Genomic DNA, 13,711 nt, shown 5'->3' on the forward strand with positions numbered 1-13,711 from the left:
GGAAGTGGGGCTAACCCGTTGGTCTGCCTTATTATTGACGTGCGTACCTCGCGCTGGCGGGAGGTCGCCTCTCGTTTCAAACTCGTTTCCGGCCAATCAATGTCCTGAAATTGCCCAGAATCAGGAGGCCATCGGGCGTAAGGACTGATTCGGGGTGGAACTGAATCCCGAAGGTCGGATGCTCGCGGTGACGAAGCGCCATGATCTCGTTTTCTTCCGACCAGGCAGTAACGCGCAGATTCGTCTCCATTTCAACCGTAGATCGAACGATCAAGGAATGATAGCGCCCGACCTCCAAAGGGTCGGCAAGACCGGCGAAGAGATCGGATGCTTCGTGGCGCACGGGCGAGGACAGTCCGTGCATGGGGCGCAGTGCGCGCCCGATCTCGCCGCCGAAGGCCGCGCCGATCACCTGATGCCCGAGGCAGACCCCCAGAATCGGAACGCGGCCCGAAAAGGCGCGCACGCAGTCGAGGCTGACGCCCGCTTCCATCGGGCCGCAGGGACCGGGCGAGATGACGATGGCCTCGGGTTGAAGCGTCTCGATCCCAGCGAGCGTGATCCGGTCGCTGCGGATGCTGGTGACGCTGAGATCCAGCCGTTCGAGATAGCGGCCGAGATTGGCCGAGAAACTGTCGTAATTGTCGAGAAGCAGGATCACGTCCGCGCCTTCGCCCCATTCGCATAGGCCTCGAAAGCCGCCAGGATGCGCGCGGCCTTGGTGCAGGTTTCGCGGTATTCGTCGGCACCTTCCGACAGGATGGTGACGCCGCCGCCTGCGCCGAAGCGCGCTTGAGTGCCTTCGAACTCCACCGTGCGAATGGCGATCGACAGATCGGCTGCGCCGTCGAATCCCAGATGCGCGATCGAGCCGCAATAAACGTCCCGCCGCCGCCCTTCCAACTCGGCGATGATGTCGCAGGCCCGGATTTTCGGCGCGCCGGTGATGGAGCCGCCGGGAAAGGTGGCGCGCAGAAGGCCGCCGGGGCCATGCTCCGGCTTCAATCGCGCGCGCACTTGCGAGACGAGATGATGCACGCCGGCAAAGCTCTCCAGCGCGCACAGCGCGGGAACCTCGACACTGTCAGGCTCGGCGACGCGCGAGAGGTCGTTGCGCAGGAGATCGACGATCATGACATTCTCGGCCCGATCCTTGCGTGAGGCGAGAAGCGCGGCGGCGGCGGCGGCATCCTCGGCCGGGTCGCTCGCGCGCCGCGCCGTGCCCTTGATGGGCCGCGTCTCGACCTCGTGGCCATGGAGGCGCAGGAACAGTTCGGGTGAGGCGGAGGCGATGGTGCGGTCCTCGGCTTCCAGATAGGCCGCGAAGGGGGCAGGGTTGATGCGCCGCAACACGCGGTAGAAGCCGAACGGATCGAAGCCGTCGGGCAGCGCGGCTGTGAGACGGCGCGCCACATTGGCCTGATAGATGTCGCCCGCGCGGATGAAGTCGCGCACCCGCTCCACCATGGCGCCGTACGCGGCTTCATCGAAGTCGGAGCGCCAGACGGGCGCGACCGGCGACGGGGGCGGCAGGGCGGGGGCGAGGCGGTTCAGCGCCGCGCGGAAATAGGCGATGCGCGCGCGCGCCTCGGCCTCTCGCGCCGCGTGGGGGGAGGCCGCGTCCAGCGCGGCGGAAAAGCCGGCGGAGACGAGATCGGCGCGGCCGGTCTCATGATCGAAGACCAGCGCCGTGTCGTAGAGTCCGAGCGCGATCAGCGGCCGGTCCGGGGCCAAGTCCGGCACGACGCGCAGGCGCTCCACGAAATGCCCCGCTTCGAAGGCGAGAAAGCCGGCAAGGCCCGGGCCGAGGCGCGCAGCGCCCGTCGCCTCCGCGCGGTAGCGCCCGAGCAGAGCATCCAGCGCCGCAAAGGGCTCTTCCTGGATTCGCGCGCCGGCAAGGCGCGTCTCCTGCAGCGAGGCGGTGAATTCGGCGAAGGGCGCGGCGAGGATGGCCGATCGACGCCCGTTCGGCCCGCCCGGCGCGGCGCTGTCGAGAAAGGCGAGCCGGCCGAGCGGGCGCAGGCGCGCGGCCGCTTCGATCGGATCGCAGCCCTCGAAGGGTTCGGACCACATGGCGGAGCCTTTCCGTTTCAGCCGATACGCCGGCCTCTGCCGCGATACCCGCGTAGCGAGGCCGGAAAGCAGGCGCGCCGTATAAAGACAAAGCTCTGCCTTGTCAGCGCCGACCGGCGATCAATCCTCGATCAGGAAGATGTGCAGCGTCGCCGGGCCGTGAACGCCGATCACGAGACTGCCTTCGATGTCGGTCGTACCGCTCGGGCCGGTGACCACCACGAGATTGCGGCTGCGCGCGAGGTCGAAGCGCGCCACTGCCTCTTCCAGATGCGGCACGATATCGGCGGTGCGCACGGCCACGAGGTGATGCAGCGGCAGAAAAGCGTCGAGAACGGCCATATCGGGGCCGGAGCGAATCAGAAGGCTCGCGGTTTCGGCAACGGCGCATTCGGCGATCGACAGGGCGATCTGGTCGTCCACCTCCTCACGCAAGGCCACGCCGGCCTCAGCGAAGGGCAGAGCCAGAAGCGCGGGCGTCGGCTGGAGTTTCAGCGCCGGCTCTCGGCCGCGCGTGGCGAGATGCGCCGCCACAGCGGCGGGCAGGGCGGCCCAGTTCGCCACGCGTTCCGACGAGGCGCCCGGCGGCAGGCGCGTCATCGCCGCTTCGAACAGGGTCGTGAGATCGCCATCGGGCAGGCGCGGGCGCACCCGCTCGGGCTCCACGAGAAGCGCATCGGCCTCGGCGCGAATGCGGTCCTGCGCGCGGGCGGGACCGATCGCGTGTCGGATGGCGGCGAAGATGCGCTCGCGGGCGTCGCTCATCGCGCGCCCTCCCGCTGGCGCTTGGCCTCGGCCTGAAGGAAGGTCGGCCCGCTCGGCGGCGCGGGCATCTCGCGATGGCGCGTCCAGGCCCCGCCGACGAGCGGCAGGGACGAAATGCGCCCGCGCGCGCCGCCCATGAGATGCAGCGCCTTGGAGCCGAGCCCCATGGCCAGACGGTAAAGCGGGGGATGGGTCGCAAGCCAGCGCCAGAGCCCGATTCCGATCCGCATCGTGCGCGGCTCCAGTCCCTCGCGCCAGCTCGCCGTGCGCCAGCCCTTGAGCAGGGTCGGGAGCGGAATATCGACCGGGCAGACTTCGCGGCAGCGCCCGTTCAGCGTGCAGGCATGGGCAAGGTCGCGCGTCTTCTCGTTCAGCCCGTCGAAGATCGGCGTCAGCACCGCCCCCATCGGGCCGGGATAGGTGCCACCATAGGCGTGGCCGCCGATCTGGTTGAAGACGGGGCAATGGTTCATGCAGGCGCCGCAGCGGATGCAGCGCAGCATCTCGCGCATCTCCTCGCCCGCCAGCATCTTGGTGCGTCCGTTGTCCACCAGTACGATATGGAACTCGTCCGGCCCATCGAGATCGCCGGCCCGTTTCGGCCCGGTGTGAAAGGTCGTGTATTGCGTCAGCGCCGCGCCCGTGGCCGAGCGCACGAGAAGGCGCAGCATCATCGCGGCATGGGCGGCCGAGGGCGCGAGCTTTTCGATGCCGGCCGTCGCGATATGAATGCGCGGCGGCGTGGTGGTCATCTCGGCATTGCCCTCATTGGTCACGGTGCAGACGCTGCCCGTGTCGGCGATGAGGAAGTTCGCGCCCGATATGCCGACATCGGCGTCGAGAAAGCGCTGGCGCAGATGCCGGCGCGCCGACGCCGCCATGGCCTCGGCGGTTTCCTCCCGGTGCGGGTCGGCATGGGAGGCGCGGAACAATTCGGAAATCTGCTCGCGCGTCTTGTGCATGGCGGGCCAGATGATGTGGCTCGGCCGCTCGCCGGCGAGCTGCACGATATGTTCGGCGAGATCCGTCTCGACCCGCTCGATGCCGGCGTCCTCCAGCGCGTGCGGCAGGCCGATCTCCTCGCCGAGCATCGACTTGGAGCGCGTCACGCTCTTGGCGCCGGCCTTGCGACAGATGTCCACGACGATACGGCAGGCCTCGTCGGAGGTCTCGGCATAATGGACCACCGCGCCATTGGCGCGCGCGTTGCGCTCGAACTCGGCGAGGTAATGGCCGAGATTCTCGACCACGTGGTCCTTGATCGCCTTGCCGCGCTCGCGCGCCACCGCGAAGTCCGGCCATTGGCCGACGATCGCCGCGCGCTTGGTGCGCGCCGTGCCCGTGGTGCGGTCGATCGCCGTCTTCAGCCAGCGGTCGGCCAGCGCGCCGTCGGCGCGTTGCAGAAAGTCCGGGGTGGGCGTCGGGGCCGGGGCGCTCATGGCTTCTCTCCGGTGGGCGTTTCGCCGATGGCAGGGGTGCCCAGTCGGCCGGCAATGGCCTCCACCGTGTGGAACACGCGCACCGGGGAGCCGCGCCGTTGCAGCTTGCCGGCCATGTTCATGAGGCAGCCGAGATCGCCGCCGAGCAGAATGTCAGCCCCCGTCGATTCCACGGCCACGGCCTTTTCCTCCACCACGGCATTGGCGATGGCGGGATATTTCACGCAGAACGTGCCGCCAAAGCCGCAGCAGACATTGTTGCCGGGCAGGGGCACGAGATCGAGCCCCTCGACGCTGCCCACGAGGCGGCGGGGCTGGTCGTGAACGCCGAGTTCGCGCAGGCCCGAGCAGGTGTCGTGATAGGTGGCCTTCCCCTCGAAGCGCGTGGGCGCGGGGTGGAAGTCCATGACATCGACCAGGAAGCTGGTGATCTCATGGGTGCGGGCCGCCAGGTCTTCGGCGCGGCGCAGCCAGGCGGGATCGTCGCGAAACGTGTGGGGATAGTCGTGGCGGATCGTCCCGGCGCAGGAGCCCGAGGGCGCGACGACATAGGGGTACGACTCCAGAACCTCGATCTGGTGCCGGGCCATGGCGCGCCCGCTGGCCTCGTCGCCCGAATTGAAGGCCGGCTGGCCGCAGCAGGTCTGATCCAGCGGCACCTCGACATCGCAGCCCGCCGCCACCAGAAGATCGCGCGTCGCCTCGGCGATGCCGGGCCGCATGACATTCACGAGGCAGGTCACGAAGAGGGCGACCCTCGGCCGCTGGGATTCGGATTGGGCTTGCATGAAGGCCTCCGCCGCCTTGCCATTCCCTTTCCTATTGGAACTCCCGGCGCGCCGAAGCAAGGCTTCGAACGCTTCTAAAACATGGGGAGAAAAGACTCGCTTGGCAGAGCGAGGAACTCGTGCTTAACTTTTCAACAATTCGAACGGAGGCCTCAAAAATGTACGTCGTGCGAATTGACTGCGATGATGCCCGCAAGTTCCAGGCCTTTTCGAAGCTGCGCGATGCGCGCATCTTCGCCCGTGAGGCCGGCGATTCCGAAGACCTCGAGGAAATGCCCGTTCTGTTCGAGGTGCCCGATACCAACGATGCCGAGATCGCTGTGATGGCGGTGCGCGATGGCATGGGCGTTCCGGTGATCGAGCCCGAGCCGGACGCGGCCGTGATTCTGGCCTCCATGGGCCTGGGAACGGGCCTTCGTATCTGAGGGCTGCCAAGCGCGCCGTCTCTGCCGCTTCCTGAGCGGACACGGTGGTCCCGTGTCGTGGCGCTCAAGCCGCGAGCGCGAGGCCGAGAAGGAGAAGGCATTCCACGATCTGCTGGGCGGCGCCGAGCGTGTCGCCCGTCGTGCCGCCGAGCCTCTGCGCGATGAAGCGGCGAAACAACCAGAGCCCGCAGAGAGCGAGGGCGGTTGGTGCGAGCGCGCCGGTCCAGCCGCCGATCGCCGCCCCGCCCGCGACCGCGAGGCCGAGAGCTGCAAGCGCGACCTGACGCCCTTCATGCGGGAAGGGCGCTTCCATCCGATTCGACAGGCCCCCAAGCCGCGCCGAGGGCAGGCTGGACCAGAGCCAGGCCATCGCGCCCCGGCTCGCGCCCGCTACGACCAGCATCGCCAGCGCGCCGAGCGCGGGCGCATGGGCCGTGAGATCGGCCAGAAGCGCGGCGCGCAAGCAAAACGCGCCGATCAGCGCCAGCGCGCCATAGGTGCCGATCCGGCTGTCCTTCATGATTTCCAGCGCGCGCTCGCGCGTGGCGTGGCCGAAGAGCCCGTCCGCCGTATCGGCCAGACCGTCCTCGTGCAGCGCGCCGGTCAGTCCGATGAGAAGAAGAAGAGCGATCAAGGCGCAGGCGAAGGGCTGGAGCCCGAGCGCGGCGAGGCCGAGAAGGACAAGGGCCGGAGGCAGCGCCACGGCCAAACCGACGAACGGGAAGGCGAGGGCATCGCGCCCCAGCGGATGCGGGCCGCCCTCGAAGGCGCTCGTGCGCGCGGGGAAGCGCGTCAGAAAGGCGCTCGCGCGAAAGAAGCGATGGGCGGCGCGCTGCATGGATGAAGCCTTTTCCCCTCTGTGTTCCGGCGCTTCTAACAGAGTTTTGCTGCGATGCTGGCCCCTGCGAAAGGTTGCCACCCTGCGGGTCGCCTCGGTGGATGTGGCTCGTCGCTCGCAGAGCCTGTTCGACAACTCGGCTCTACGTATCCCTTTCGCCCCTGCTTGAGCGTCGATCTCAGCCGATGCTGCTGGCATCGGCGGCGGCGGGGGCTTGTTGGGGCCTGCCATCCTGTCACCGCCCTTCCACCTGCGGATTTTCAAACCCGTTCGGAATGCGTTCTCGCTCCGACGAGGGGCACTGGATCTTCGGGCCGGGAAACGCTGGGGCTTTGGCATGCGCAACGGTTTGCGCGCTGGGGGCTTCTTGCCTATGGAGCTTGGCGTCGAACCCAACGCGCTCGCGCGGGCGTCTGCCTGCTGCGAGGCACGTCGGTCCGGCGCCGGACGCGGGCCCAGCTGTTCCGCCCGGTCCGCATTTCTTCGAGGAACCTCATCCCATGTCCGCCACCGGCCGCCCCTTCGATGACATCCGCGCGCTGCTTGCCCAGATGCCGGGACCCGACATTCGCGCCCGCCACGACGCGCGCCACCGGCAGGAGGAGCTGACCAAGCCCTCCGGCAGTCTCGGTCGGCTGGAGGACATCGCCGAATGGATGGCGGCGTGGCAGGGCCGCGCGCCGAGCGTCAATCGGCCGACGGTCGCGATCTTCGCGGGCAATCACGGCGTCGCCGCGCGCGGCGTCTCGGCCTATCCGACGGCGGTGACGCAGGCCATGGTCGAGAATTTCGCGGCCGGGGGCGCGGCGATCAACCAGATCTGCGCGACGTTCGACCTGGGCCTCAAGGTCTTCGACCTCGCGCTCGATTATCCCACGGCCGACATGTCCAAGGAGCCCGCGCTCAGCGAAAAGGACTGCGCGGCGACCATGGCCTTCGGCATGGAGTGTCTGGCGGGCGAGCCCGATCTCCTGTGCATCGGTGAAATGGGCATCGGCAACACGGCGGTCGCCGCCGCGATGTTCGCGGCCCTGTTCGGCGGCGAGGCGGCGGACTGGGTCGGCCCCGGCACGGGGCATGACGCGGCCGGTATGGAGCGCAAGCGCGCCATCGTGCAGGAGGCGATCGACCTGCATCGCCCGCATTTCGGCAATCCGCTCGAAATCCTGCGCCGGCTCGGCGGGCGCGAACTCGCCGCCATGTCGGGCGCGATCCTCGCCGCGCGCCTCCAGCGCGTGCCCGTGATCGTGGACGGCTATGTCGCGACGGCCTCGGCGGCCATTCTCCAGGCGCTGGACCCGACCGCGATCGACCATTGCCTTTTCGGCCATGTCTCGGCCGAGCCGGGCCATCAGGCGGCCTTGGCGCGCATGGGCAAGGTGCCGCTTCTGGCGCTGGGGATGCGCCTTGGCGAAGGCACGGGCGCCGCGCTCGCCGCCGCCATGGTGAAGGCGGCCGTCGCCTGCCACAACGGCATGGCGACCTTCGCACAGGCCGGCGTTCCCGACCGGCAGTAAGCTCTTCCCGCAACACGACGGCATGGCTGGTGCGGCGGCCGCCAGCCACTGCGGCACGCCGGGCTTGCGATCGAAAAGCAGGCGCCACGAGGCAACTCATGGGCCTCTCGCGATGGTGAAGGGCGAAGGGCAATGGCACGCCCTGCGCCCTTCACCATCGCGAGAGGCCTTTTCGGCCGGCCTCTGCCGCTTGTCCGGGAGCCCGGATGTTAGTCCCATCACGAGCCATCATGCCGAGCCGCCGGCTCGCTCTTGGGCCGGCGTCGCGAGCCGTGCCCAGCCGCCGAGCCGTGCCCGGCGGGTGAAGGTCTGTGCCGCCCTCCGCCATGGGCCGAACTCGCCGGGAAGGGATTGTCGCGAAGAGCGCTTACATCCTATCGCAGAGCGCGACTGTTCACCGCACCAGCGTGTCATCCTCGTGGGTCAGACGAAGTTCGAGAAGGCGTTCCATGCCTTCCAGTTTCAGAGCGATTGCGGCCGGGTCGCGAGAGCGCTCGCACCGTTCGAGAGGATCGTCGACGAGATCGAAGAGGACCGGCGGCAGACCGGCGAAATGGACGTATTTGAAGCGCTCCGTGCGAACCACGTGGAGGCTGAGGCGGTTAGCCGGCAGGGCGAAGGCGTTCTGCGTCTGGCCTCGGGCGGGATCGCGGAAGTCGAAGCTCCAATGGGCGGCGTCCCGCCAGTTCTCCGGTCGCTCGCCACGGCAGAAGGGCAGCAGGCTGCGGCCATCGACATTGGGCGAGGGAGCGACACCGACGAGGTCGAGGATCGTCGGCAGGATGTCGATGGACTGGCTGAAATCCCGAATGCGACGCCCCCGCGCCGCATCGGCCTCGGGGCGGGGATCGCGCAGGATCAGCGGGATGTGCGCGGACTGGTCGAAATAGCCGAGCTTGCCGAGAAGCCCGTGGTCGAAGAGCTGCTCGCCATGGTCGCCCGACAGGACGATCAACGTCCGATCCCAGCGCCCGGCCGCCTTCAGCGCGGCGACGATCCGCCCGAGATGATGGTCCACCTCGGCGACCAAGCCCGCATAGGTGGCCCGCAGCCGGCGCGCCAGACGCTCGTCGGCCGCCGCTGCGAGACCGCAGAGGCCGGGTGCGAAGCCGGCGAGATCGACGGTGCGCTGGTGGAAGGCGATCAGCGGATGCTGGGCGGCGTCCCGCTCGAAATCGCCCCAGCCGATCGGAAGGGCGATGTCGGCCGGGTCGAGCCGCGAATGGAACGGCTCGGCGACGGCGAAGGGCGGATGCGGCGCGATGAAGGAGATATGGGCGAAAAAGGGCTCGGGGCCGGTGACGGACAGCCAGTCGAGGAAACGGTCGGTCAGGAAAGCCGTCTCGGAATCCTCCGCCGCGAAGACGGCGGGCGCGCCGAAGGGCCTTTGCGCGAAGATCGCCTCGCGCCCGCGCTCGGGGTTGGGTACGTCGTAGCCGCGCTTCTTCAGGTGTGCGAGCCAAGGCCCGGCGCGCTCGGTGAGCAGCGTGTCGGCCTCGATCCCGGGCGCGAGGCCTTCGTAATCGCCGCATGCGGGGTCGCCGGGTTGGAGCGTGCGAGGGTCGGCCGTGGTGTCGGTATAGCCGAAGAGAACAGGCCGATAGCCGGCCCGTCGCGCCTCGGAAAAGACGGTGGGGTGGCGCGCGTCGAGCGGGGTGCCGTTCTGGATCGAGCGATGCTTGTGGGGATAAAGGCCGGTGTGCAGCCCCGCCCGCGCCGGACCGCAGGGATAGGCCTGCGTGAAATGGCGCTCGAAGGTGACGCCGTCCTGCGCGAGCGCCTCGATATGCGGGAGCGGCAAGGGCGCGCGGCCGGGGCCGTGATCGGCGCGCCATTGGTCGGCGGTGACGAACAGGATGTCGTAGCCTCGGGCGGCTTCCGGGCGTGAGGGGGCCTCAGATGGGGAAGACATGGGCGTCCTTCGGGTCGATCGCGACATGGACGCGGGCGCCGGGCGCAAGGTCCGCGCAGTCGCGGCTCGGCCAGTCGACGCGCAGGCGCAGCGGCCCTTCCTCGCCCTTCAGCTGGAGGTAGAAGCGCGTCGTCTGGCCCTGAAACAATCGCGCCTCGACTTCGGCGGGCTCGCCGACCCCCGAGGCATTCCGGTGGATGTCCTCGGCGCGCAGGAAGATGCCGGCGCGCTCGGGGCTGCCGGCCACCTCGAACTCGATCGCGCCGAGCCGGGCGCGCCCGCCCCGCACGGGCAGTTCGAGCCGGTTGCGACCGCCGATGAAGCCGGCGGTGAAGGCGCTGCCGGGGCGTTCATACAGCGCGTCGGGGCTCGCCACCTCCTCGAGCCGCCCCGCGCGCATGACGGCGATCCGGTCCGCCATGGCGAGCGCCTCGGACTGGTCGTGGGTCACGATGATCGCGGTGGTGCCGACCCGCTGCTGGATGCGGCGGATTTCGTCGCGCAGGTGGTCGCGCACCACGGCGTCGAGCGCCGAGAGCGGCTCGTCGAGAAGCAGGACGTCCGGGTCCGAGGCCAGCGCGCGGGCGAGCGCGGTGCGCTGCTGCTGGCCGCCCGAGAGCTGGTTGGGATAATGGCCGGCGCGCTCGGACAGGCCCACGAGCTCGATAAGTTCGCCCGCGCGGGCGCGGATCTTGGCGGCGTCCGCGCCCCGCACCTTCAGGGGGAAGCCGATATTCTCGGTGACCGTCATGTTGGGAAAGAGCGCATAGGCCTGGAAGACCATGCCGATCGGGCGCTTCTGCGTCGGCATATGCGTGATGTCCCGGCCGCCGAAGAGAATGCGCCCTTCGTCGGGCGAGGCGAGGCCCGCGATGCAGCGCAGGAGCGTGGTCTTGCCGCAGCCCGACGCGCCGAGCAGAGCGATCATCTCGCCCGCCGCGATGCTGAGGTTCACGTCCTGAAGCGCCGGCTTGCCGTGATAGTGCTTGCCCAGCCTCTGAATGTCGATCGTGGCGCTCACGGCTTGGCTCCCTTCCCGGCGCCGGCGGGCGCCGAGGCGCTGCGTCCGGCGTTGAAGTAGACGACGGCGACCGACAGGAGAAGCGTCACCGCGAAGTTGATCATGGTCATGACGGCGAGCACGTTGAAGTCGGCGTCAGCGCTTTTGAGCATGTTGAGGAGATAGAGCTGCACCGTCTCGAAGCGGCTGCCCGTCGTGATCTGGACGATCGCGATCTCGTTGAAGGAGACGGCGAAGGCGAGGATCGCGCCGCTGGCAAGGCCCGGTCCGATGCTGGGCAGGATCACATGGCGCAGGGTCTGCCCGGTCGAGGCGCCGCAGGTGCGCGCGGCTTCCGTCAGGTCCTCGACCTTGGCCGCCGCCATGGCACCGTCGATCGACCAGTAGACGAAGGAGAAGGCGACCGCGACATGGGCTGCCAGAAGCAGGCCGAGCGTGCCCTGAGCCTGCGGCACATAATCGCCCGTCGCGCGCAGGAGCCCGAAGGCGATCACGAGCAGCGGCATGGCGAAGGGGATCGCCGCCAGCGTTTCCAGAACGGGGCGGATCGCCGGGTTGCGCACGCGCTGCCAGTAGACGGCGGGCGCGACGAGCGAGAGGTCGATCACCGCCACCGCCACTGCGAGGCCCAGCGAACGCAACAGGACGGCGCGGAAGCGCTCGTCGGAAAAGGCGTTGATCCAATGGGCCAGCGTGTAGCCGTCCGGCAGGACTTCGCTCGTCCAGCGCGTGGCGAGACTGTAGAGAAGGACGGCCGCGATGGGCAGCAGGATGTAGAGCGCGGCGAGGATCAGGAGCGGCAGGGCGCTCCAGCCCGCGCGCACCGGGCCTTCCCGGTGGCGGCGAAAGGTGCGCGCGCGGCCGGGCGCGGTTTCGAGCGTCACGTCAGCCATTTCAGACCTCGGCGGGTGAAGAGGCGGAACAGGAGAAGGCTGACCATCGCGAAGATCATCAGGATCACCGCCATGACGGGCATACGCTGGCTGCCGAACAGCGAGCCTTGCAGCGTGCGGCTCATGTCGATCGTGATCAGCGGATAGGCGGCGGGCGATCCGCCCATCAGCGCGACGGGCGTTCCGTACATGCCGACCGACCAGGTGAAGATCAGCAGCCAGGAGGCCAGAAGAAAGGGACGCAGCACGGGCCAGCCGACATGGCGCCAGAACTGGAGGAGGGTCGCCGAGCAGCATTGCGCGGCCTCCCACCACTCCTCGCGCAGGAGCGCCATTGAGGGGAGCGAGAAGAGCACGAACATGGGGACGTTGGTGTATTCATAGGCCAGCACCAGCCCCCAGAAGGAGTTGGCGGCGGGCGGCACCATGTCCAGCCCGGCGGCGCGAACCATCAGCGTCACCATGCCATAGGTGCCGAGCGCGGCCACGAAGGCGAAGCCGATGCCGATGCCGCTGAAATTGGCCGCGACGTTGAGGAGGCCGAGATACAGCGAGCGGCTGCCGCGCGCCATGCGCGACAGAACCCAGGCGAGCGGCGCGCCGATGAGAAGCGCGATCGTCGCCACGCTGAAGCCGAGAAGCAGACTGTTGAGAATGGCGGCCCGTGCGGTGCGCGAGCCCAGGACACCGATCCAGTTGCCGAGCGTGAAGCCGGTGCCGGTGGCATCGGCGAAGCTCGCCCGCAGCATGACGAAGCAGGGCGCGAGCAGAAGAGCGCCGGCCACGAGGATCAGCGGAAGCGCCGGCAGCCAGTCGCCGACGAGCCGCGCGGCGCGAGACGGGCGGGCCGCCTCGGGCGGCGGGGGGACGACGGGCGTGCCGGCGCTCATGGCCGTCAGCCTCCCGCGACCTGTTCCTGCCAGACGCCCGCGATCGCGGCGACGTCGAGATCGGCCCAGTTCTTGATGACGTGGACACCTTCATACTGCGCGTCGGGCAGCCAGCCCGCCTTGGCGTCGGCCGGCAGGTCGAGATCGCCGAGCACCCAGCGGATCGGACGCGCGCCGAACTTGGCGAAGGCGATCTGCGCCTCGTCGGACAGAACGAAGTCGAGCAGCAGCTTGCCCGCGTCCATCTTGGCTGTGTTGTAGCGGTTGATCATCAGCGCCGAGGGCGCATAGATCGTGCCCTTCGGGATCACGACCTCGGCGTTGACGCCCTTGGCCTTCACCTGGGCGGCGGCGGCGATGCAGTTGAAGTCGTACTTGATCTGGATCGGCACCTCGCCGCGCTCCAGCGTCTGGGCGTTCTTGGCGGCCGTCGAGAATTGCGGCAGCATCTTCCTGGCGAACTCGGCGCCCGGCGCGAGGTCGGTCTCGCTGCCGCCATGAGCATAGGCCCAGGCAATGAAAACGGCGAGATCGGTGCCGCCCGAGCCACCGGCATCGATCGAGCCGATGAGGCCCTTGTATTCCGGCTTCAGGAGATCGTCCCAAGAGCGCGGCACGTTCTTGACGACGTCGGTGTTGACCACGAAGGCGGGAACGCCCGTATAGGTCGCGACCCAACCGCCTTGCTTGCCCTTGAGACCGGCGGGCAGCTTCGCGGCCAGCGGCGGCATGAAGGGCGGCACCACGCCGCGCGCGTCGGCCACGGGGCCGAAGAGAATGCCGATATCGGCCGAGATGGCGACCGGGTTGTTCTTCTCGGCGTCGAACTTGGTGATCTCTTCCAAGGAGCTCATGTCGGTATCGACATGGTTGATGGTGAAGCCGTACTTGGCCGCCATCTTCTGGAGGACTTCGCCGTAATTGGCCCAGGAGTCCGGCATGCCGTAGCTCACGAACTCGGCGGCCTCGATCTTGGCCTTGCTGATATCGACCGGCGCGGACCAGTCGCTTTCGGCGGCGAAGGCGGCAAGGCTCCGGGGCCGGCCGAGGCCGAAGGCGGCGGCGAGGCCGAGCGCGCCGGTGCCGACCAGGAAGCGGCGACGGTCAACCGCCGCGCGCAGAAGCTTGGATGTCGTCATGGGAGATGTCC

The 13,711-nt window shown here is 68.7% G+C and carries 13 protein-coding genes; 2 read left to right on the plus strand and 11 right to left on the minus strand.

Translation table 11 applies throughout. From position 1 onward, the window contains the following. Positions 1-76 precede the first annotated feature (76 nt). The 5 genes from NS365_RS19235 to NS365_RS19255 all read right to left on the minus strand — a co-directional run bounded on the left by NS365_RS19235 (position 77) and on the right by NS365_RS19255 (position 5,065). Positions 77-661: an anthranilate synthase component II gene (locus NS365_RS19235; protein WP_058601920.1), complete on the minus strand. Its 585-nt coding sequence runs from the start codon at positions 659-661 to the stop codon at positions 77-79. Next, positions 658-2,073, minus strand: a complete 1,416-nt coding sequence (pabB, locus tag NS365_RS19240) for an aminodeoxychorismate synthase component I (protein ID WP_058601921.1) — start codon at positions 2,071-2,073, stop codon at positions 658-660. The genes NS365_RS19235 and pabB overlap by 4 nt, the downstream gene beginning before the upstream one ends. Positions 2,074-2,193: 120 nt before the next feature. Continuing rightward, on the minus strand, positions 2,194-2,838 hold the full coding sequence (locus NS365_RS19245; RefSeq protein WP_058601922.1) for a LutC/YkgG family protein: 645 nt from the start codon (positions 2,836-2,838) through the stop codon (positions 2,194-2,196). Next, positions 2,835-4,277: a LutB/LldF family L-lactate oxidation iron-sulfur protein gene (locus NS365_RS19250; RefSeq protein ID WP_058601923.1), complete on the minus strand. Its 1,443-nt coding sequence runs from the start codon at positions 4,275-4,277 to the stop codon at positions 2,835-2,837. The genes NS365_RS19245 and NS365_RS19250 overlap by 4 nt, the downstream gene beginning before the upstream one ends. Further along, on the minus strand, positions 4,274-5,065 hold the full coding sequence (locus NS365_RS19255) for a (Fe-S)-binding protein (RefSeq protein WP_058601924.1): 792 nt from the start codon (positions 5,063-5,065) through the stop codon (positions 4,274-4,276). The genes NS365_RS19250 and NS365_RS19255 overlap by 4 nt, the downstream gene beginning before the upstream one ends. 158 nt (positions 5,066-5,223) lie before the next feature. Here NS365_RS19255 and NS365_RS19260 point away from each other — a divergent pair, with 158 nt between their 5' ends. After that, positions 5,224-5,490 (plus strand): hypothetical protein, encoded by a 267-nt coding sequence (locus tag NS365_RS19260; RefSeq protein ID WP_058601925.1) that lies wholly within the window; start codon positions 5,224-5,226, stop codon positions 5,488-5,490. A 64-nt stretch (positions 5,491-5,554) separates the two neighbouring features. On the opposite strand, the gene cobS is transcribed toward NS365_RS19260, so the two are convergent. Then, positions 5,555-6,328 (minus strand): adenosylcobinamide-GDP ribazoletransferase, encoded by a 774-nt coding sequence (cobS, locus tag NS365_RS19265; protein ID WP_058601926.1) that lies wholly within the window; start codon positions 6,326-6,328, stop codon positions 5,555-5,557. A gap of 500 nt (positions 6,329-6,828) precedes the next feature. Here cobS and cobT point away from each other — a divergent pair, with 500 nt between their 5' ends. Next, entirely contained in the window at positions 6,829-7,845 is a 1,017-nt protein-coding gene (cobT, locus tag NS365_RS19270; RefSeq protein ID WP_058601927.1) for a nicotinate-nucleotide--dimethylbenzimidazole phosphoribosyltransferase, read from the plus strand. A 394-nt stretch (positions 7,846-8,239) separates the two neighbouring features. Here the strand turns inward: cobT and NS365_RS19275 are convergent, their stop codons facing one another. From NS365_RS19275 to NS365_RS19295, 5 genes are read right to left on the minus strand one after another with little or no spacing between them, the layout of a single operon-like run. Continuing rightward, positions 8,240-9,757 (minus strand): sulfatase-like hydrolase/transferase, encoded by a 1,518-nt coding sequence (locus NS365_RS19275; RefSeq protein ID WP_058601928.1) that lies wholly within the window; start codon positions 9,755-9,757, stop codon positions 8,240-8,242. Further along, positions 9,741-10,778 carry an ABC transporter ATP-binding protein gene (locus NS365_RS19280; RefSeq protein WP_058601929.1) on the minus strand — a complete coding sequence of 346 codons (1,038 nt, stop codon included), beginning with the start codon at positions 10,776-10,778 and terminating at the stop codon, positions 9,741-9,743. The genes NS365_RS19275 and NS365_RS19280 overlap by 17 nt, the downstream gene beginning before the upstream one ends. Continuing rightward, complete coding sequence (locus NS365_RS19285; protein WP_058601930.1) at positions 10,775-11,671, minus strand: ABC transporter permease; 897 nt, start codon at positions 11,669-11,671, stop codon at positions 10,775-10,777. The genes NS365_RS19280 and NS365_RS19285 overlap by 4 nt, the downstream gene beginning before the upstream one ends. After that, a complete protein-coding gene (locus NS365_RS24600; RefSeq protein WP_058601931.1) occupies positions 11,659-12,561 on the minus strand; it encodes a hypothetical protein in 903 nt (300 codons plus the stop codon). The genes NS365_RS19285 and NS365_RS24600 overlap by 13 nt, the downstream gene beginning before the upstream one ends. A gap of 5 nt (positions 12,562-12,566) precedes the next feature. Beyond that, the gene (locus tag NS365_RS19295; protein WP_058601932.1) at positions 12,567-13,700 is read right to left on the minus strand and encodes an extracellular solute-binding protein; all 1,134 of its coding nucleotides are present in this window, start codon (positions 13,698-13,700) and stop codon (positions 12,567-12,569) included. Positions 13,701-13,711 lie beyond the last annotated feature (11 nt).

Source organism: Aureimonas ureilytica, assembly GCF_001475935.1.
GTDB classification, from domain to species: domain Bacteria; phylum Pseudomonadota; class Alphaproteobacteria; order Rhizobiales; family Rhizobiaceae; genus Aureimonas; species Aureimonas ureilytica_A.

Excerpts from the sequence above, each read along its gene's own strand:
- pabB (WP_058601921.1), bottom strand. The coding sequence starts at position 2,073 with ATGTGGTCCGAACCCTTCGAGGGCTGCGATCCGATCGAAGCGGCCGCG.
- NS365_RS19245 (WP_058601922.1), bottom strand. The coding sequence starts at position 2,838 with ATGAGCGACGCCCGCGAGCGCATCTTCGCCGCCATCCGACACGCGATC.
- NS365_RS19250 (WP_058601923.1), bottom strand. The coding sequence starts at position 4,277 with ATGAGCGCCCCGGCCCCGACGCCCACCCCGGACTTTCTGCAACGCGCC.
- NS365_RS19255 (WP_058601924.1), bottom strand. The coding sequence starts at position 5,065 with ATGCAAGCCCAATCCGAATCCCAGCGGCCGAGGGTCGCCCTCTTCGTG.
- NS365_RS19260 (WP_058601925.1), top strand. The coding sequence starts at position 5,224 with ATGTACGTCGTGCGAATTGACTGCGATGATGCCCGCAAGTTCCAGGCC.
- cobS (WP_058601926.1), bottom strand. The coding sequence starts at position 6,328 with ATGCAGCGCGCCGCCCATCGCTTCTTTCGCGCGAGCGCCTTTCTGACG.
- cobT (WP_058601927.1), top strand. The coding sequence starts at position 6,829 with ATGTCCGCCACCGGCCGCCCCTTCGATGACATCCGCGCGCTGCTTGCC.
- NS365_RS19275 (WP_058601928.1), bottom strand. The coding sequence starts at position 9,757 with ATGTCTTCCCCATCTGAGGCCCCCTCACGCCCGGAAGCCGCCCGAGGC.
- NS365_RS19285 (WP_058601930.1), bottom strand. The coding sequence starts at position 11,671 with ATGGCTGACGTGACGCTCGAAACCGCGCCCGGCCGCGCGCGCACCTTT.
- NS365_RS24600 (WP_058601931.1), bottom strand. The coding sequence starts at position 12,561 with ATGAGCGCCGGCACGCCCGTCGTCCCCCCGCCGCCCGAGGCGGCCCGC.
- NS365_RS19295 (WP_058601932.1), bottom strand. The coding sequence starts at position 13,700 with ATGACGACATCCAAGCTTCTGCGCGCGGCGGTTGACCGTCGCCGCTTC.